The sequence below is a fragment of the Kitasatospora sp. NPDC050543 genome, assembly GCF_044457565.1.
In the GTDB taxonomy this organism is placed as follows: domain Bacteria; phylum Actinomycetota; class Actinomycetes; order Streptomycetales; family Streptomycetaceae; genus Kitasatospora.
Map to the genome: position 1 here is coordinate 117,425 of NZ_JBITGZ010000006.1, position 18,722 is coordinate 136,146.

The following is an 18,722-nucleotide window of genomic DNA, read 5'->3' on the forward strand; positions in this document are numbered from 1 at the left end:
GAGTGGTTTCGGTTGGAACGGCCGGCCTTGATCGGGGCCGGCTGGCGGTTCTGGGTGGAGGGGCGGGTTCTGGTGGTCGAGGGGCCCGGGGGTGGGCAGTGCAGGTATGCCGGGGAGACCTGTCGATAGAGCCTGCGGTGGCCGTGCCGGTGGGGGCAACGGGGGTTCGGGTGTGGTGGGTTGGGGCGGGTCGGTCAGGCCGGGGTGGGGGTGAGGGGGGTGACGGCGCGTAGGGCCAGGTGGGTGCGGGTGAGGGCGGGTTTGCCGCAGCTGGGGGCGGTGGGCCGGGGGGCGGGGTGCTCGTCGACGTCCACCTGCCAGTGGCGGCCGTCGCGGTGGGCGACGGTGACCCGGGTGGTGTCCGGCCGTGCGGGCGCGCAGGAGAGCACGGTGAGGGCGTCGGCGTCGTACTCGTCGGCGTGGGTGCGGACGGCGGCCTCGGCGAGCTGGCCGGCGGGGGTCCAGGTCGAGCGGCCCCGGTAGCCGTCGATCGACACCTGCCCCTGCTCGGCCGCGCGGAGTGCCGCCAGTGCGGACGCCTCGTTCAGTGCGCCGTGCACCAGCCCGTACGGGAGCAGCAGCGTGGTGGGGGCGAACCGGTGACCGCCGAGGTGGGTGCACTCCCAGACCTCGGCGGTCGGTGCGTCCGCCGTCAGTGCAGCGGCGAGCGCGCGCCCGTCGATGGCGCAGCACCGATCCCGCCGGCCGTGCGCGCACACCAGCAACACCGTGCCGGGGTCCGGTTCGCCGAGCGGGCCCGGGGTCGGCCCGCGCAGTGCGGCGAGGTCCAGTTCCAGCAGCTGTTCGGGGTCGGTGAAGCGGATCCGGGTCAGCCAGCCGGCGCCGGGTGCGGTCGAGGCCAGCAGGGCGGTGCGGTGTGCCGCCGGTGCGCCGCCGGCTCGGCCGGGCCGGCGGATCAGCACCACCCGGGCGCCGAACTGTGCGGCCCGGCGCAGCAGTTCGGTGGGCAGACCGGGGACTTGCTTGGGCGCCACCGGGCCCCATGGCCCGGGGTGTTCGACGGCGATCCAGGCGGCGGCGGTGGGTGCCGTGCCGATGAGCGGTTCGGCGGCCGCGCGGGCCTGGAGCGAACAGCGCTCGGTCGGCGGTTCCGACGTCACCGCTGCTCCTGGTGGAAGCAGCAGCCGACGGCCGCGCCGTTGCCCATGCTGACCACGCCGACCTCCGGGTCGGCGGTGCCGCGCACCATGGCGCCGCCGAAGCCGTCGGTTCCGGTGGCAGCGGCGTCGACGAGGAAGACCCCCCAGTTGAGGACGAGGTCGCGGATCTGCGGACGGTCCAGGGCGGGGAACGGCTCGGCGAGCGGCCGGACCCGCTGCTGGAGGACGAACGGGCCGTCCAGGGCGTCGGACAGCCGGGCCGACCACTCCTGCGGGGAGACGGTCCAGCCCGGCACGACGCCGATGCCGCCGTGCATCAGGGTGGGCTTCAGTACGAGGTCGTCCTGGTGCTGCTCGGCGTGCCGGAGCAGGTCCACCTGCTCGCCGCCCGGGGCGGTGGCGGTGCGGCGGACATGGCGGGTCCAGGGCAGGAAGCGGTCGATGAAGTCGAGTTCGGCGGTGGTGAACGAAGCCCGGTGGCGGTCGTCGGAGAGCAGCGCCAGCGTCCCCTTGTTGCCGTAGAGCTCGGAGTCCATCGGGGCGAACAGCGCGACCGTGCCGCGCTCCGCCGCTGCCAGCACCGGTTCGACCAGCGCGGGGGCGTCCGGTCCGTCGATCAGGTCCTCGATCAGGAAGAAGCGGTACACGATGTCGACCGGGCGGCCGTGGATCTCCAGCCGGCCGCCCCGCTCGTGCAGTTCACCGACGTGGCAGGGCACCGCGTCGACACCCATGTCGGCCATCAGGTCGGCCATGAACCTCAGCCGGGGTTCCAGGGTTTCGTAGCTGCTGGGCCAGTCGGCGAGGGCGACCACCGGGCGCTCCGCGGTCACCTGCGGGCAGGCGGCGAGCATGGTGGCGACGAAGCCGCGCAGGGTGTCGGTGAAGGAGAGCTGCTCCTCGTCCGCGAAGTCCTGGAGCTCGGGCCGGGTGAGCATGGCGCGGTTGAGCTCGGCGTTCTCGAAGCCGCCGAGGGCGCTGCCCATGTTGAACTCCAGCAGCCGGAATCCCGTCCGGGTGCGGTAGAGGTCGGCGCGGGCGATCCTGACGGGCGCGGGGCCGGAGCTCCGCCCGACCGCCGCGACCTGGGCCGGGGCCATGCCGACCGCGCGGGCCAGGTCGGACCGGCTGCCGTCGAACAGCCGCTCGGGCAGTGAGGCGAGCAGGTCGTGGAGCAGGTTGAGGTCGGTCGCGAGCTGCGTGCGGTCGGCCGCGTCGAGGAAGACCGGGCGGGGCAGGAAGCGGTCGCCGTAGGCGGTGGTGAGCAGCTGGGAGCGACGCGATGCCTCCACCAGCACCGGTGGCGGGGTGCCCAGTTCGGAGAGCCGGGCCAGGTAGCGCTCGGCGTGGGTGCCGGTGGGGCGGTGGCCGGCCTGGGCCTCGGGCAGCGGGCTGCGGGTCTCAACAGACATGGCGGTGGTTGCTCCAGTGTGCAGGGCTGGGAACGGGGTGCGGGTGGGGATCTGGGTGCGGGGCGGGGAACGCGGGTCGTGACGCGGTGGTCAGGGTGACGTGAGCGGCGGGGGTGACAGGGGTGCGACGTCGGCCCGTACCCGCCGGGCGGCGGTGTCGGCCGCGGCCGTGCAGGAGGCGGCGTCGGGGCCGGTGACGACGAGCGCGGCCAGCCGGGGCAGCAGCCCGCGCGGAGGCAGCAGCAGCTGGTCGCCGGGCGCGGCGAGGGCGAAGGCGGCCTCCACCCCGGGAGTGCGCGTGGCCGCGGTGAGGTCGAGGGAACGGACGACCCCGTCGTGCTCGGGGTAGACGAACCTGATCTCCGCACACCGGTCCTGCGTCGCCGTCAGGTCGGGGGTGCGGCCCAGCGCGACCTCGGCCGCCGCGGCGACCAGGTCGATCCCGGTGGCGAGGTGGCCCAGCCGCGGGATGAGGTCGCCGCCGAGCCGGCCGTTCAGTTCGACCAGCCGCGGGCCGTCCGGGGTGAGCCGGAGTTCGGCGTGGGTGACACCGGTCTCGACTCCCAGCGCGGCATGCGCCCGGGTCACGGCGTCCACGACCGCGTCCGCCCAGGGTTCGTGCCGCCACGGGGAGACCAGGTGACCGACCTCCTCGAAGTACGGGGCGAAGCCCAAGCGCTTGCGGGCGACGTTCACACACCTCACGGCGCCACCGACGACCACGCTGTCGACACTGATCTCGGGGCCCCGCAGGAACTCCTCGATGATCACGCCCTCCCGCGCGTCGAGGCCGGGGAAGCTGGCCTGACCGGCGCGGGCGAACGCCTCGGCCAGCTCGGCCGGGTCCGCGGCCAGGGCGACCCCCAGGCTCCCGGCCAGCGAGCGGGGCTTGACCACGACGGGGTAGCCGATCGCGGCAGCCGCCGCCCGGGCCTGCGCGAGGTTGCGGACATGCCGGTACCGGGCGGAGGGCACTCCCGCCGCGGACAGCAGCCGCCGGGTCGCCAGCTTGTCGCGGCAGTTGGCGGCGGCGAGGGCCGACAGGTGCGGCGCCCCGAGGAGTTCGGCGGCTCGGGCGGTGACCTCCAGCGCCGTCTCGTCCCAGGTGAGCACGCCGGACGGGCCCGGAGCGGTGCCCAGCCACGCGTCGGCCGCCCGGGCGAGGGCCTGCGGATCGCGCGTGTCGATCTGGCGGGACTCGCGCAGGTGGGCGCGCTGCCAGTCGGCCTCGGCGGAGTGCAGCAGCAGGACGTCGGCCCGCCGGGCGAGCGAGGCGAAGGCGTACTCGCGGTACGGCCGGCCGCCGCTGCCGACCACGACGAGGCGGGGTCGGGCGGCCGGGTCCAGCGGGACGCAGTCGAGCCTGAACCGCTCGGCGGTGGCCCGCACCGCCGCCTCCACCTCGGCGCTGCTGCGGCCACGGAAGCGGAACCGGGCCCCGACGTGTTCATAGCCCCCCGCCGCCGCGACGATCCGCCCGGGCGCGGGCAGCACCTCGGCGTACGGGCCGGCGGGGAGCCCGAGCTGGGTGGGGGCGGAGCGTACCCGGGCCGGGCGGGTGGCCGGCGCCGGCACCAGGAGCCAGCCGCCGACCTCGCCGGGTCGTTCGGCGACGGTGCCCGCGGGCGGCGCCGCCGCCTCGGCTGCCCGGGGCAGCCCGGGCAGGCCGTCCAGCTGGAGGGCGCACGCGTGCGCCATCAGGTCCGTGCCGTGCACCTCGCGCCAGAGGAACGGGATCTCCGCGCCGCCGGTGCGTGCCGCCACCTCCAGGAAGACCAGCTCCGGTTCACGGCCTTCGCGCTCGTGCAGGAAGACTTCGAGGTGGAACACCCAGGGCCCGTCGGACATGGCCCGGGCCACCCGGTCGGTGAAGGCGCCGATCCGCTCGCCGAGGGCGTCGTCGTCGATCTCCACCGAGCCCAGCGTGCTTCCCCCGGTGAACTCCAGGCAGGTGCTCAGGTACCGCGAGGCCCGCCACGGGCCGAGGGCCGAGCCGGTCGCGACCCCGTCCACGTGCAGCACCGGGTGCGGGAGGTAGGGCTGGACCAGCATGGGCACGCCCGGCGGGAACACGTAGTGGTCCAGGTCCGCCGGCGAGTCCAGCCTGCTGACATGGGCGCTGGCGAACCCCGAACGGGGCTTGAGGATCAGTGGCCAGCCGTGCTGCGCGGCGAACTCGCGCACCGCGGCGTGGTCGGACGCCGCTCCGGTGGCCGGTACGGGGATGCCGGCGGCGGCCACCCGCCGGGCCATCGCCAGCTTGTCGCGGAACGGCCGCAGGTCGTCCGGCCGCTGACCGGGCAGGCCGAGCTCCACCCGCAGCTGCGCCGCCGCGTCGAGGTCGCCCTCGTGCAGGGCGACCAGCCGGGCGGGCGCGCCGTGCTCGCGGATCAGAGCGGCGGTCGCGGCGCGCAGCTGTGCCAGGTCGTCGGTGGTCTCCACCAGGGCGTGCCCGGCGGCCTTCGCCGGGACCGCCCGGTGTCCGCGACGGGTCGTCACGTAGGAGACGGTGAACGCGGCGTGGTCGAGGTAGGCCGCGTAGTCCGCGTAGCCGTCGGACCACCGGTTGATGACGATCACATGCTCGGTCACGGCTGCACCACGTCCTCGGGGGTGGAATCCGCCGGGCGGGAGAGCCCGTGGGAGAGCCCGTGAGAGAGCTCGGGGGCTAGCCCGGCGGAGAGCCCGGGGAGGCGCTCGCGGCCGAGCCCGAGGAAGCCGTGCAGCGCCCGCCGGCAGGCTTCGAGCGAGGCCCGGTCGACGACCTCGTACGGGCTGTGCGCCAGCTCGGGATCGCCCGGACCGAAGTTGACGGCCGGGATGCCGTGGCCGGCGAACCGTCCCACGTCGGTCCAGCCGAGCTTGGGGCGTACCGCGAGACCGGCCGGGTCGCGCAGCCGGCGCAGCAGCGGGTGGCCCAGCTCGGGCCGGGCCGGAGGGGAGGACAGCAGCGTACGGACCGCGGACGCCTCGGGGGCCAGGGCGGTGATCTCGGCGGTGGCCTGCTCGGTGCTGGTGCCGGGCGCGTGGCGGTAGTTGACGCGGATCACGCAGCGGTCCGGGACGACGTTGCCCTGCACGCCCCCCTCGACCTTCACCACCGAGAACGCCTGGCGGTAGGAGAGGCCGTCGATCAGCTGCGGCTGCGGCTGGAACGCCACGAGCCGGCCGAGCGACTCGGTGGCCAGGTGGATGGCGTTCTGCCCGCGCCAGGGGCGCGCGGTGTGGGCCCGGGCGCCGGAGAATTCGAGCTCCAACACCAGGTTGCCCTGGCAGCCGGCCTCCAGCAGGCCGCCGGTGGGTTCGAGCACGACGGCGAAGTCTCCGGCCATCAGCTCGCGGTGGTCGGCGAACAGGGTGTTCATCCCGCTCCGCCGGGAGCCGACCTCCTCCTGGTCGTAGAAGACGAACGTGCAGTCGCTGCGGCTGCGGTGCGCCTCCTCGGCGAGCAGCAGCATCAGGGCGATCCCGCCCTTCATGTCCACCGCGCCGAGCCCGTGGACCTCGTCCGCCGTGGCGCGGCGCAGGGGGTGCGCGGCGTCAGGCGCGAGCGGGACGGTGTCGAGGTGGCCGGCCAGCAGGACCCGCTGCGCCGCGCCGGCCTCGGTGCGGGCCACCACGTTGTTGCCGATGCGGTGGATCTTCAGGTGCGGCGCGCGCAGGCGCAGCCGCTGCTCGACCAGGTCGGCCAGCAGGCGCTCGTTGCCGCTGACCGACTCCGTCGCGACCAGGTGCCTGGTCAGGGTGAGCGGATCGGTCGCGGTGATCACACCGGAGGTGGCGTCCGTGGCGTCCGTGGGGTCCGGGACGTCCGGGGCGTTCGGGGCGTCCGGGACGGTGGCGGGGGCACCGGCGGTGCCGGCCGGTTCGGGTGTGCTGGTCATGCCTGGCCCTTCGCTGCCGTGGTGGACCGGGGGTCGAGAAGGTCGTCGGCTCCGGCGGTGGCCGGGTCGGCGATGGCGGCGGGCGCCTCGGTGGCGGTGGCAGAGGCTCCGGCGGGGGCGGGAGCCCCCGCGGTGGCCGGGTCCGCGGTGGTGATCCAGCGGCTCCGGGCGCCCGCGATCATCCGCAGCCCGACCAGCGTCATGACCACCGCGCCGAGGGCGTACACCGTCGGAGTGCCGTACGAGTGCGCGAGCGCCCCCGCGAGGCTGGCGCCGACCGGGATGCACCCCCAGGCGACCAGCCGGTACACGCTGTTGACCCGGCCCTGCAGGCCGTCCGGGATGAGCGTCTGGCGCAGGGCGACGACGACGATGTCCCAGCCGCACGACGCCGCTGCGCCCAGCGCCAGCGCGGCTCCCGCCAGCCAGGCCGATTCGGCCTGCCAGAGCACCAGGTTGACGATGATCTGGGCGCCCGCGACGGCGACCAGCGCCCACTCCCGGCCGATCCGGCGCACCAGCAGCGGCGCCGCCCGCGAGGCGAGGACGGCTCCCACCGCCTCGCACGCGAGCAGGACGCCGAAGCCGCGGTTGCCCAGGCCCAGCCGGTCGTGGGCGTACACGACCAGGACGGCCATCGCGCCGGCCCCGACGAGGTTGGTCAGGCCGGCGCCCAGCGCGAGGTTGCGCAGCAGCCGGTGCCGCGCGAGCCACTTCACGCCGGTGGCCATGTCCGCGCCGAGACCGCTGAGCAGGCGCGGGCGCTCGCCGCCGGCCCCACCCGGGCTCGGCACGGCCGGGGGCCGGGCGATCCGCAGACCGAACAGCATCACCGCCGAGAGCGCGAAGGTCAGTGCGTCGATACCGAACGGCAGGGTGGGCGCGAGGGCGAACAGCGCGGCCCCGCCGAGCGGGCCGACGAACTGGTTGGCCGCGGTCTGCGCGCCGATCAGCCGCCCGTTCGCCTCCACCAGCGACTCCCGCGGTACCACCGCGGGGACCAGGGACTGCGAGGCGTTGCGGAAGAAGGTCTCGCAGGTGCCGATGGCGAAGAAGCAGGCGTAGAGCGCCCACAGGCCGGCGTGTCCCAGCAGGAGCAGCAGGGTGAACGCCCCCACCAGGGCCGCCCGGAAGAGGTCGACCCAGGCCATCGCCCGGCGCCGGTCCACCCGGTCCACCAGCACGCCGGCCGGGATCCCGAAGAGTACGTAGGGCAGGGTCAGGGCGATGCTCACGCCGGCGATCAGCCGGGGGTCGTCGGTCAGCGCGGCGGCCATCAGCGGGGCGGCCGTGACGGCGAGCCCGTCCCCGATGGCGGAGGCGGTGGCGCCGGTCCACAGCTTGCCGAACTCCCGCCCGAGGCCGGCCCGGTCCGACCCGGCGGGGCGGCCCGACCGGACCGGACCTGGGGAGGGTGCGGTCATCGCTGCGCCGATCGCCGGAACGCGACCTTGTTGTAGCCGGCCCGGGAGCGCGCCTCGCGCAGCGGCACTCCGGCCAGCATCATCGTCAGTACCTGCTCCTCCATGACCGTGATCTGCTCGGCCGTGGCGGCGACGTCCGCCGCCACCGCCGACGGGACGACCACGACCCCGGACGCGTCGGCGCACACCAGGTCGCCGGGGTGGACGGTGGTGCCGCAGACCTCGACCGGCACCTGTACCGCCGCCAGCCGGACCCGGTTCTTGCCCGACTTCATGTAGCCGCCGCGGGCCCAGAGCGGGTAACCGCAGGCGGCGCTCTCGTCCAGATCCCGGCAGACTCCGTCGATCACGGTGCCGGCGAGGCCCCGTCCGGCCGCGAAGCGGGACAGCAGACCGCCCCACACCGTGCAGTGCAGGCGCCCGGCGTTGGCGATGACCACCACCGAGCCGGCCGGTACGTCGTCGATGAACTCCGCCGCCGGGGCCGGGTCTCCGGGCTCCACCTCGACGAACTGCAGGGTGAAGGCGGGACCGCTGACGGAGCGCTCCACCGTCACCGGGCGCAGGCCCTGCAGGCCACCGTCGATGCCGAGCAGGTCGAGGGCGTCGCTGGTCGCTCCGGTGCCGAAGCGGGCGAGCAGCCGGGACGGATCGGTGGGGTTCATGCCTGCTCTCCGGAGGTCGGGCCTGAAGGGGTGCGCCCTGAGGGCGCGGGAGCCGACGGTGTCGGGCCCGCGGGGGTGGGGCGGGCCCCGCCCAGCACCCGGACGGCGAGCTTCTGCCCGCCGGCGAACACGTTGACCTTGGCGTTCAGGCTGGCCTTCGAGCCGAAGCCCACCACCCGGCCGTCGAACACGAAGGTGTCCAGGCTCACCGGCATCGGCACCAGCCCGGTGCCGTCCTCGCGGAGCACGGGGTAGCTGGTCGGCCGGACGTACCGCTGCACCAGGTGGTGCTCGGCGCAGCCGCGCTCGACCGCCTCCTCCCACGTGCGGCGGTCGACCGCATGGCCGATGGTCACCCCGTCACCGCGGATGTCGTACTGCTCCTTGAGGACGTAGGAGTTCTGCCGGGCCAGCAGCTCCTCGCGCAGCGTCACCTCGCCGCCCTCGCGCTCGCCGCCGCCCTCGCCGCCCGGGCGTTCGGCCAGGGCGGTGGGCGACAGCCGGCGCGACCAGGGCGCCAGCTCCCGGGAGAGTTCGCGTTCCGCCGGGGTGAAGAGGTCGGCCAGCGCCGGCTCCTGCGGCAGGGCCATGGTGAGCTTGTTCTCCGCCACGTAGCGGGCCGAGAACGGGTTGACGTGCAGCAGCCCGCAGCGGCCGACCGCCGCGGCCCAGCGCGGGGCGAGCTCGGGGTCGGCGTCCAGCAGGTCCTGCCAGGCGGCGTTGTTGATCTTGTTCCAGCAGAGGTCGGGCACCCCGCGGCCGACCTCGACGGCACCGTCCCGAAAGCGCAGCGCCCTGGGGTCGGCCAGCCAGGCGTCGACCCCGCGGGTGCGCAGCTGCGCGACCAGCTCCTCGCTCTCCCGGTTGGCCCGGCCCTCGATCTGCAGCACGCAGACGCGGACCGGGCCGGGGCCGGTGGGCCGCGGCAGGTAGCCGAGGAGCAGGTCGGGGAACTCCTGACCGGACGCGAAGGCGGGCTCGGTCAGCTGCGCGCGGTAGCCCAGGGCCAGGCTGTCGGCGATGCCGTCGACGGCACGGTTGAGCCGCGGGGTGAACAGGGTGCCCGCCGGGGCGTCGGCGTTGTTCTCCAGGATCCGCAGCTTCTCGCTGCCCTGCTCCAGGTAGCCGTCGAGCCGGCAGACCCGCACCGCGCGGGAGCCGCCGGAGTCGGCGTCCGCGAGTATCGCCGCGTCGCCGCGCAGCCCGTAGTAGTCCCGCACCCGCGGCTCCGCGCGGTGCAGGCGGACCACCTTCTCCAGCAGCTCGACGTACTCCTCCAGGCGCCGGACGACCGGCGTGACCTGCTCGGCGTCGATCAGCAGCGGCAGCGGTGAGAGCGGGAAGTCGCGGTTGCGGAACACGGGCAGGCCCGGATCCGCGCCGGTCCTGGTGGTCAGGGCCGGGTCGGCCAGCAGCAGGGCGGCGTCCGTGGCGGCCGCCTTCCAGGAGATCACTGCGGTACCACTGATCCTTCCGGTTCGGGGCGCGCCGGGAGGCTGCGGACCTCCCGGAAGTAGGCGGCTGTCAGGGAGCGCGTCACCGGGCGGGTCTCCCAGCTGGTGCACTCACTCCCGTCGAACGAGCGGATCGGGGCGAACTCGATCCCGGTGCCGCAGAGGAACGCCTCCTGCGCGGCGGCCGTCTCGGCGGTCTCGACGGGTCGCTCGGACACCGGGATCCCCAGGGTCCGCGCCCGGTCGAGCACCCACTGCCGGGTGATGCTGGGCAGCACGTCCTCGTCCAGCGACGGGGTGACCAGCTCGCCGTCCAGCACCAGGAAGACGGCCGCGGTCGGCGCCTCCGCCAGCCGGCCCGCCCGGTTGACCAGCACGCAGCCGTCGAAGCCCGCCTCCAGCGCGGCGATCTGGGCCAGTCGCGGGCCGGCGTAGTTGGAGATGTTCTTGGCGGCCGGCGGGAACACCCGGGCGTCGGCGCGCTCCTGGCCGCTGACCGTGAGCGCCATCCCGATGTCCGAGGCGAGCCAGCGCTTGCGGCCCATGGCCGCGGCGGTGACGGTCAGCTGCGGGATGATCGCGTCGGTCAGGCCGCCCGGGTTGGCGGCGTTGACCGCGATGCGCAGATACGCGTCGTCGGTGATCTCGTTGCGCCGGACCAGCTCGTCGACGATCTCCGGCAGCCGGGCGAGACCGGGGTCGGGGACCATGGTCATGGCCAGCGAGCGCCGCAGCCGGTCGATGTGATCGGGGAGCAGGAAGGGGAGCGAGGGGCCGCCCCCCGACTGCCGGTACGCGCGGACGCCCTCGAACAGGGACACCCCGTACCTGGCCGTGATGCTGGACGTGTGCAGGACAGCGCCCTCCCACGTCGTCCACCCACCAGCGTGGTGGACGACGGGGAAGGATGCCAGCGGACGGATCACTGCTCGCCCTGGTAGCGGAACACCGGCTCGGACGGGTCGTAGTAGTCCCGCATCAGAGCGTCGAAGTGACGGTGGCGCAGCTCGATCGAGTGGGCCAGCGAGGTGCGCGCCAGGTCCCTGAGCTCCGGCGTGGTGCAGAACTCGCGCAGGATGGTGCGCACCGCCGCGGAGTGCTCGTCCTCCAGCTCGCTGACCGCCGCCTCGCTCGCGTCGGAGGACGCGTGGTGGACGAAGAAGTCGTAGCCCCAGTCCGGCAGGAGGTACTCGTCGCGCATCACCTTGAGCATGCTCTCGCCGGCCGCGTTGACGATCGGCGGCTGGCCCTCCATCAGCAGCAGCACGCCCGCGGCGCCCGCGGTGAAGTGCAGGTCGCTGTTGCACAGCCGCAGGTTGTTGTCGTGCAGCTCCTGGGTCTCCGGCAGGAACGGGGTGTTCTCCAGCTCCTCGCGGGTGACGCCCACGGAGCGCGCGAAGTCGGCGAACGACTCCACGTGCCGGCGGGAGTCGGAGAGCCGGCCGGTCTCCTCCTCGAACGCGTTCTCCACGAAGAGCACGCGCATGCGGTGGTCCTCCAGGCGGTGCGCGACGCCGAGGAGGTGACGCACCCACAGGTTCTTGATCGGCCAGCGGTGGATGGCGAAGCCCTGGAGCAGGCGCTGGGTGGCCTTGCCGCCGAGGATGGTCTGGTACAGCGGGCTGGTCATCTTGCGACGCTCGGCGATCATTGCGTCGAGTTCGTCGATGAATTCCTGGTTGCTCATCTACGGATCCGCTTTCAGGTAAGGGACTTGAGAGATACGTGGGAAGGTTCCGAGGCCCGGTCGAACAGCGAGATCAGGTCGCCGCCGGCCGAGTCCCGGGCCGACGCCGCGATGGCGTCGAGATTGTGGTCGAGCAGCCCGTGCACCACCGAGGACGCGCGGGCGGCCGAGTCGGTGGTCAGCCAGCCCTGTACGACCGCCGCCGTGGCCCGCGTGAGCGGTTGCAGGCGCAGCGGCAGGCCGTGGTGGAGCTTGAGGTAGGGGGCGATCAGCTCGGCCACGAGATTGCCGCCGCCCTTGCCGATGCCGCCCATCGAGGCGTCCAGGTACCGGGCGCCGGCCCGCAGCGCGGCCAGGCTGTTGGCGAACGCCAGGCTCAGCCCGTCATGGGCGTGGAACCCGACCGGCATCGGCGCCGCCCGCACGCACCGGCCGATCAGCTCGGCGACCTGCTCGGGGAAGAGACTGCTGTTGGAGTCGGCGATGTAGAGCGCGCTGACCCCGCTGCCGGCCACGGCCGCGACCATGCGCTCCAGCTCGGCGTCCGGGAGTTCGCTGACCCTGATGATGTTGAGGCAGGACTCCAGGCCCACGGCCCGGGCCTCGCGGACCAACTCCAGAGCCTGGGGCAGGTTGTCCGGCCGTACCGGCAGCCGGAGCATGCCGACGCCCAGCCCGGGGAGGCGGCCGACGTCCGCGGCGGTCACCTGACCGGGGTGCGCCATCACGGCCATCCGGGTGCCGGTCAGGCACGCGGCCAGCCGCTTCAGGTACCCGTCGGGGCACCAGGAGGACGGCGGGCGCAGCGCGTCCCCGGTCGCGGGCCGGTAGTAGCCGACCTCGGTCCAGTGCAGACCGCCCTCGTCGGCGGCCCGCACCACCGACTCCGCCTCCTCCGGGGTCCACGCGTGTCCGTTGGCGTAGCCGCCGTCGCGCAGTGTTACGTCGAGAAGGGTGATTCCGAAATCAGCGGAATGCGGTAATTCCGCTGCCAGAGAATGCTTGCCTGCCATATCAGGACTCCTCTGTCGCACCGCGGTGGGGGAAGGTGGCCCCCTTGTCGCCAGGGATCAAGGGATCGGTGGGGCTGCCGGAACTCGGAGGCTCTCGGCAGGCTGTGACCTGCGCAAGGACGCGATTCATCGTGCCCCAGGTCACTGGGGGAGCGTCAGCGGCCTATGGGATCATCTATTGGACTGTCCGGAACGCGCCAAGGGGGCAGAGCGTGTCAGACATACTCCAAAGGGCCCGAACCGGCGAGGCTTACCTCGCGGACGGGGACCGCCGGTTGTACGAGTACGTAGTGGAGAGCGGCCGCCGGGGGGTGAGCGCGATCGCGGCCGGCCTCGCGATCTCCCGTACGGAGGCCCAGGATTCGATCCGTCGTCTGGCGGCGCTGCGGCTCCTGAACGAGGACGGGTCCGGCCCGGAACTCGCCGTCACGGCCGTGAGCCCGGACTCCGCGGCGTTACTCGTCGCGATGCCGATCGAGAACAGGTTGCGGCAGCAGATGGAGGAGGTCGAGCGGCTGCGGCACGAGATCGAGGCGCTCCAGCCGCTCTTCGAGCACCGCGCCAAGCGCGGGCGGGAGAGCGAGGGGCTCCAGGTCCTGCCCGAACTCGACGACGTGCTGGCCATGCTGGAGCAGCAGGCGGCGGCCTGCCGCGAGGAGGTGCTGACCGCCCAGCCGGGCGGCCGGCGCAGCGTGGACGAGCTGACGGAGGCCGTCGAGCGGGACGAGGGGATGCTGCGCCGGGGAATCAGGATGCGCACGCTGTACCAGCACCCCGCGCGGTTCCACCAGGCGACCGCGGCGTACGTCGAGCGGCTGGCGGACCTGGGCGGGGAGGTCCGCACGACCAGTGCCACGCTGATGCGGCTCATCGTCTTCGACCGCAAGGTCGCGCTGATCTCGCTGGTCGACGCCCCCAGGGGCGCGGTGGTGGTCCGGGACAGCAGCGTGGTGGACTTCGCGGTCCAGGCGTTCGAGCACATCTGGCTCAAGGCCGACCAGTTCCCGGTCGACCACGATCGCGAACAGATCCAGACCGTGTCCGAGGACATGGATCAGACGCTGCTGCGCCTCCTGGTGAGCGGGGAGAGCGACCACGCGGTGGCACGCCGGCTGGGGATCTCGATGCGTACCCTGCAACGCCGGCTGGTCAAGATCACCGAAGGGCTCGGGGCGAGCAGCCGGCTCCAGGCCGGCTATCTGATCCATCGCCACGGCCTGCTCGACGAGCAGTGAGGCCACGGGTGTGGCGCACCACCAGCGGGCTGGTCACCGCCGTGGTGACCAGCGCCATCAGCACCAGGATGGTGAACCCCAGCGGGCTGACCAGCCGGTACTTGAGTCCGATGGAGGCGACGACCAGCTCGGTGATGCCACGGCAGTTCATCAGGATGCCGAGCCGGACGGCGTCGGTGCGCGGCAGGCCGCCGGCGCGCGCTCCCAGGGCGGTGCCGAGGAACTTCCCCGACACGGCCACGGCGAGCACCGCGCCGCACAGCAGCCAGGCGCCGGGTGAGCGTCCGAGCAGGCCCAGGGAGGTGCTCAGCCCGACACAGGCGAAGAACAGCGGCAGCAGCACGGCGAGGGTGAACCCGCGCAGCTGGGCGCCGGCCCGCTCCACGGCCGGGCGCTCGCGCGGCAGCAGAGCGCCGTAGAGGAACGCCCCGATCACCAGGTGCAGCCCGGCCAGCTGGGTCAGGAGCGCGAAGCCGATGGCCCCGGTGAGCAGCACCGGCAGCAGGAGCTGCTCACCCCTGGGCGTGCGCTCCAGCCGGCGGACGGCGAAGGCCAGGGCGGGGCGCACGACCAGCAGCGCGAAGCAGATCACGAAGACGGCCGATCCGGCGGCGGCCAGGCCGCCGCCGCTCACCCCGCCCATGGCGAGGATGCCCGCCAGGGCGATCCAGGCCACGGCGTCCCCGACCGCGGCGCACCCCACGGCCAGGGTCCCGGCGAGGGAGCCGTCCAGCCCGAGGTCCAGCAGGATCCGGGCGAGGACGGGCAGCGCGGTGATGGACAGCGCCAGGCCGAGGAAGAGCACGTACGCGGTCGAGTCGGTGCCGGTGCCGGCCAGCGCGGAGCGCCCGAGCAGGGCGACGCCCGAGCCGAGGAGGAACGGCAGCAGCAGGGAGCCCAGGCTGGTGAGGACCACCGTCCTGCGGTGCTCCCGGATGGTGTCGAGCCGCAGCTCGTACCCGAGCAGGAACATGAAGGCGACCAGGCCGAGTTGTGAGGCCTGCTGGAGGGCGCCGACGACCGCCGGGGTGAAGAGCAGCTCCTCGCCGCGCGGCCAGAGCAGGCCGAGGGCGGAGGGGCCCAGCAGCAGGCCGGCCAGGATCTCCCCGACCACCGGTGGCTGGGCCAGCCGGGCGAGCAGCGCGCCCAGCAGGTGGCAGACCAGGATGACCACGGCGACGGCGAGCAGGAAGCGGACCACCGGGTCGGCCCCCTGGTGGTGCACGGCGCCCCGGGCCGCCGCCGGGCCCCACAGGGCCACGGCGGCGGCCAGTGCCACCAGTCCCGCCAGCCCCGCCGCGGTGATCCGCCGGGCCGGCCGGGCCGTGCTGCCGACGGTGTTCTCGCTGCCGGTGGCCACCGGAGTCCCCCTCGTTCTGCTCGCGGAGCGTTGCTGATGGACGTCGCTGAGGGGCGTCGCCCATGGAGCCTTGTTCGTGGCGCCCCGTTCCGAGGCGCCGGATGGTGAAGACCGCTGCCCGGGGCCTCAGTCGGACTTGCGCAGCCCGAGCCGCGGGCCGGTGACCAGGTGCAGGCCGGTCTCCTCGTCGTAGAGGTCGGACGCCTCCAGCCGGAAGACGGCGAGTCCGGGCCGGCCGGCCCCGGCCGCGGCCCGGTCGGCGCCGAGCCTGGCGCGTTCGGCCTCCTCGCGCAGGGCCTGGACCTCCGCCCGGCCGGGGCGCTCCTCGGCGTCCCTGAGGTCGGTGAGCCCCGAGGTGAGCTCGGTGAACGCGTCGTTGGGCCGGGTGAAGCTCTCCCGCTCCTTCACCATCCGCTGGGCGAGCCAGAAGTAGCTGTCCTTGCCCTGGTACTGCTGGTAGACACCGGCTACCAGCACCAGCAACCGCGAGTAGGTGTGGCGGTAGGTGGCCTCGTAGAAGGCCAGTGCCTGGTCCTCGCCGACGTCGCCGTCCTCGACGGCCAGGATGCTCGCCGCCGCGAGCATCGCGCTGTACATCGCCAGGTGAACACCGGTGGAGAGCAGCGGGTCGAGGAAGCAGGCGGCGTCACCGACCATGAAGTGGCCCGGGCCGCAGAAGGTGTCGGCGACGTAGGAGAAGTCCTGCTCCACCCGGGTCGGGCCGCCGAACCGTGCCTCGGCGAGCAGCGAGCTGACCGTCTCCGACTCGCCGACCAGCTTCTCCAGCATCGCCTCGGTGGACGCGAAGGTCTTGCGACGCTCGACGAAGTTGCTCTGGTGGGTGACGAAGCCGACGCTCAGCCGGTCGTCCTTCAGGGGGATCACCCAGTACCAGCCGTCGGGCGCGGAGAGGATGTTGATCCCGCCCTCGGGGGTGTTCGGCAGGGTGTGGCCGCCCTCCCAGTACCCCCAGATCGCGACGTTGCGGAAGATCTCGTGCGGCTGGCGGTGCCGGAAGGTCTGGTTGGACAGCACACCCGCCCGGCCGGAGGCGTCGATCAGGAAGTCGCAGCCCGTGCGGATCACCGTGTCCGGCTCGCCGTTGCGGCGCCACTCGACGGCGACCGGGCGGTCGCCGTCGAAGACCACGTTCTTCACCGTGGCCTCGCAGATGACCTCCGCCCCCTGCGTGCCCGCGTTGTCGAGCAGGATCTTGTCGAACACGTCCCGGTCGACGTGCCAGGAGCTGACGTCCTCACCGAACAGCTTGGACCAGTCGATGGTCCAGTCCTCCTCGGCGCCCCAGCGCAGCAGCGCACCCCGTTTGATCGGGAAGTCGGCCGCGGCGACCGCCTCCAGGGCGCCGGACAGCTCCATGACGACCCGGCAGGAGGCCGCCAGTGACTCGCCGATGTGGTAGCGGGGGAAGCTCTCCCGCTCCAGCAGGAGTACCTCGACCCCGGCGCGGGCCAGCAGTGCCGCGGCGGTCGCGCCGCCGGGGCCGCCGCCGATCACGATCACCCTCTTGTGCGCCGGCTCGGTTGCGTTCAGCACGTGTGTACCTCTTTCAGCTCTGGCTTCGTTTGGTCAGGGAGCGCCCGGCGCGCGGGTGGAGCAGGGGCCGGGCGGCCGGTGCGACGAGACGCCCGCCGGCGGGGACGTCGGTGGTGACCAGCGCGTGCGCCCCGATCACCGCAGCGTCGCCGACGTCGATCGGGCCGAGCAGCGTCGATCCGGTGCCGAGCACCACTCCGTGCCCGACCCGGGGGTGTCTGCGCTCGCCGGGCGGGCGGCGGTTGTCGCGCCACCATCCGACGGCGCCCAGCGTCACCTGGTGGTAGATCGTCACGTCGTCACCGATCACGGCGCTCTCGCCGATCACGATCCCGGCGCCGTGATCGATGAACAGCCGCCGGCCGATCCGCGCCCCGGGGTGGATCTCCACTCCGGTCAGCAACCGGCCCAGCTGGGAGAGCAGCCGGGCGCCGATCCGGTGGCCGCGGGCGAAGAGCCGGTGTGCGAGCCGGTGGGTCCACACCGCCAGCAGCGGCGGGTGCAGGGCGGCCTCGCGCAGGGTGGCGACCGAGGGGTCGCGGTGCAGGACGGTGCGCAGGTCCTCCCGCACGGTCGGCAGCAGGCCGGCCACCTCAGGGCCGCAGGGTCGCGACACGGTCCCAGTCCTCCGGCGTGCCGGCGTCGGCGAACAAGGTCACCACGCTCTCGTCGCCGCCCAGGCCGGCCGCGATCTCCTGGGCCGTCAGCCAGTTGGCGGCGGACGACGCCCCGATCGCGATGCCGGTCAGGGCCCTGAACTCGCCCATCGCGGTCAGCGCCTGCCGGTACGACACCGTCCGGTGCACGACGCCCGGGAGCAGGCCGTCCAGGAACGGCTGCCGCAGGCCGTAGCCGATGCCGCCGGCGCCGGCGAACTTGGGGCCGCCGTTCGGTGGGCGGTCCGTGCCGTACGGCATCTCCAGCGGGGTCACGCCGACCACCCCGATCCGGGGGAGGCGGCGGCGCAGTGCCCGCCCCACCCCGGTGAGCGTGCCGCCCGTGCCCACGGCCGCCACCCAGTGCCCCGGGGTGCTCGCCCCCAGCTGCTCGGTGATCTCCGCGCCGGTCATGAACTCGTGGACGGCCGGGTTGCTCGTGTTGCGGTGCTGGTGCAGCAGGGTCCAGCTCGGGTCCTGCTCGGCGATGTCCGCGGCGCGGCGCATGATGCCGTACAGGAACCGGTCGGCGGGCACGAAGTCCAGCTCGGCGCCGGCGGCCCGCAGCGTGGCGAGCAGGCTGGCCGGGATGGAGTCCGGTACGGCGAGCCGCACCGGGATCCCGGTGAGCGCGGCGAGCCCGGCGAGCGCCCTGGCCAGGTTGCCGCCGGAGAAGTCCACCAGCTTGAGCGGGCGGGCGGCGTGGTCGTGGCGGTTGACCGCGTCGCAGAGCAGCGCGTACGCCGGGCGGTCCTTGACCGAGCCGAACGGGTTGGCGGACTCGACCTTCGCCAGGATCCGGGCGCCGCCGGCCGGCCCGGGCACCTCGATCAGCGGGGTGCTCCCGAGCCGGTCGCGGAACTCCCGTAGGGCGGGGTACCGGGCGAGGGCGAGCGTCTCGTCCGGCGGCGCCGGTGGCGGTCCCGACAGGGACAGGTCCAGGCCCGCCGGTGCCTCGGTGCTCATCGGCGGGCGCCGGCGAGGAAGTTGTCGCCGATCGCCCGCAGGGTGCGGAACTGGTCGATGTGGAGCTCGTCGACGCGGAGCTTCTGCCCGGTGATCCGGCCGAGCAGGAAGGTGAGCTCGACGAAGGAGAGCGAGGTGAGCAGTCCTCCCTCGATCAGGTCGGTGTCCGGGCCGACCCCGGACACGCCTTCGTTGCGGGCGAGGATCCACTCCTCGACCTCGGCCAGTGCGCTGCTCGCTTGAACCATGGTGACCTCGTTGCCCGATGGGATGTGAAAGGTGGGTCGGCGT

General features: G+C 73.8%; 16 protein-coding genes. 1 reads left to right on the forward strand and 15 read right to left on the reverse strand.

Annotation, left to right across the window (positions count from 1 at the left end):
• Nucleotides 1-194: 194 nt before the first annotated feature.
• From ACIBH3_RS09830 to ACIBH3_RS09875, 10 genes are all read right to left on the reverse strand, one after another.
• Nucleotides 195-1,121: a sucrase ferredoxin gene (locus tag ACIBH3_RS09830; protein ID WP_396311408.1), complete on the reverse strand. Its 927-nt coding sequence runs from the start codon at nucleotides 1,119-1,121 to the stop codon at nucleotides 195-197.
• Nucleotides 1,118-2,533: a hypothetical protein gene (locus tag ACIBH3_RS09835; RefSeq protein ID WP_396311409.1), complete on the reverse strand. Its 1,416-nt coding sequence runs from the start codon at nucleotides 2,531-2,533 to the stop codon at nucleotides 1,118-1,120. The genes ACIBH3_RS09830 and ACIBH3_RS09835 overlap by 4 nt, the downstream gene beginning before the upstream one ends.
• Nucleotides 2,534-2,623: 90 nt before the next feature.
• Nucleotides 2,624-5,125: an acetyl-CoA carboxylase biotin carboxylase subunit family protein gene (locus ACIBH3_RS09840; protein ID WP_396311410.1), complete on the reverse strand. Its 2,502-nt coding sequence runs from the start codon at nucleotides 5,123-5,125 to the stop codon at nucleotides 2,624-2,626.
• Nucleotides 5,122-6,417, reverse strand: a complete 1,296-nt coding sequence (dapE, locus tag ACIBH3_RS09845) for a succinyl-diaminopimelate desuccinylase (protein WP_396311411.1) — start codon at nucleotides 6,415-6,417, stop codon at nucleotides 5,122-5,124. The genes ACIBH3_RS09840 and dapE overlap by 4 nt, the downstream gene beginning before the upstream one ends.
• Nucleotides 6,414-7,841 (reverse strand): MFS transporter, encoded by a 1,428-nt coding sequence (locus tag ACIBH3_RS09850; protein WP_396311412.1) that lies wholly within the window; start codon nucleotides 7,839-7,841, stop codon nucleotides 6,414-6,416. The genes dapE and ACIBH3_RS09850 overlap by 4 nt, the downstream gene beginning before the upstream one ends.
• Nucleotides 7,838-8,506, reverse strand: a complete 669-nt coding sequence (locus ACIBH3_RS09855; RefSeq protein ID WP_396311413.1) for an RraA family protein — start codon at nucleotides 8,504-8,506, stop codon at nucleotides 7,838-7,840. The genes ACIBH3_RS09850 and ACIBH3_RS09855 overlap by 4 nt, the downstream gene beginning before the upstream one ends.
• Nucleotides 8,503-9,960 (reverse strand): hypothetical protein, encoded by a 1,458-nt coding sequence (locus tag ACIBH3_RS09860; RefSeq protein WP_396311414.1) that lies wholly within the window; start codon nucleotides 9,958-9,960, stop codon nucleotides 8,503-8,505. The genes ACIBH3_RS09855 and ACIBH3_RS09860 overlap by 4 nt, the downstream gene beginning before the upstream one ends.
• Nucleotides 9,957-10,886, reverse strand: a complete 930-nt coding sequence (locus tag ACIBH3_RS09865) for an aminotransferase class IV (RefSeq protein WP_396311415.1) — start codon at nucleotides 10,884-10,886, stop codon at nucleotides 9,957-9,959. Before ACIBH3_RS09865 ends, ACIBH3_RS09860 begins: the two co-directional genes overlap by 4 nt.
• The gene (locus tag ACIBH3_RS09870; RefSeq protein ID WP_396311416.1) at nucleotides 10,883-11,647 is read right to left on the reverse strand and encodes a TenA family transcriptional regulator; all 765 of its coding nucleotides are present in this window, start codon (nucleotides 11,645-11,647) and stop codon (nucleotides 10,883-10,885) included. Before ACIBH3_RS09870 ends, ACIBH3_RS09865 begins: the two co-directional genes overlap by 4 nt.
• Before the next feature lie 14 nt (nucleotides 11,648-11,661).
• Nucleotides 11,662-12,660, reverse strand: coding sequence for a hypothetical protein (locus ACIBH3_RS09875; protein ID WP_396311417.1), 999 nt, complete (start codon nucleotides 12,658-12,660; stop codon nucleotides 11,662-11,664).
• A 275-nt stretch (nucleotides 12,661-12,935) separates the two neighbouring features.
• Between ACIBH3_RS09875 and ACIBH3_RS09880 the strand changes: the two genes are divergently transcribed.
• Nucleotides 12,936-13,895, forward strand: coding sequence for a helix-turn-helix transcriptional regulator (locus ACIBH3_RS09880; RefSeq protein WP_396311418.1), 960 nt, complete (start codon nucleotides 12,936-12,938; stop codon nucleotides 13,893-13,895).
• On the opposite strand, the gene ACIBH3_RS09885 is transcribed toward ACIBH3_RS09880, so the two are convergent.
• The 5 genes from ACIBH3_RS09885 to ACIBH3_RS09905 all read right to left on the reverse strand — a co-directional run bounded on the left by ACIBH3_RS09885 (nucleotide 13,816) and on the right by ACIBH3_RS09905 (nucleotide 18,679).
• The gene (locus ACIBH3_RS09885) at nucleotides 13,816-15,255 is read right to left on the reverse strand and encodes a cation:proton antiporter (protein ID WP_396311419.1); all 1,440 of its coding nucleotides are present in this window, start codon (nucleotides 15,253-15,255) and stop codon (nucleotides 13,816-13,818) included. The two genes, ACIBH3_RS09880 and ACIBH3_RS09885, sit on opposite strands and share 80 nt — an antisense overlap.
• 126 nt (nucleotides 15,256-15,381) lie before the next feature.
• On the reverse strand, nucleotides 15,382-16,809 hold the full coding sequence (locus ACIBH3_RS09890; protein ID WP_396311420.1) for an NAD(P)/FAD-dependent oxidoreductase: 1,428 nt from the start codon (nucleotides 16,807-16,809) through the stop codon (nucleotides 15,382-15,384).
• Between the two features lie 13 nt (nucleotides 16,810-16,822).
• Nucleotides 16,823-17,425 (reverse strand): serine O-acetyltransferase EpsC, encoded by a 603-nt coding sequence (epsC, locus tag ACIBH3_RS09895; protein WP_396311421.1) that lies wholly within the window; start codon nucleotides 17,423-17,425, stop codon nucleotides 16,823-16,825.
• Complete coding sequence (locus ACIBH3_RS09900) at nucleotides 17,403-18,431, reverse strand: pyridoxal-phosphate dependent enzyme (RefSeq protein WP_396311422.1); 1,029 nt, start codon at nucleotides 18,429-18,431, stop codon at nucleotides 17,403-17,405. Before ACIBH3_RS09900 ends, epsC begins: the two co-directional genes overlap by 23 nt.
• The gene (locus tag ACIBH3_RS09905) at nucleotides 18,428-18,679 is read right to left on the reverse strand and encodes an acyl carrier protein (RefSeq protein ID WP_396311423.1); all 252 of its coding nucleotides are present in this window, start codon (nucleotides 18,677-18,679) and stop codon (nucleotides 18,428-18,430) included. Before ACIBH3_RS09905 ends, ACIBH3_RS09900 begins: the two co-directional genes overlap by 4 nt.
• Between the last annotated feature and the right edge of the window lie 43 nt (nucleotides 18,680-18,722).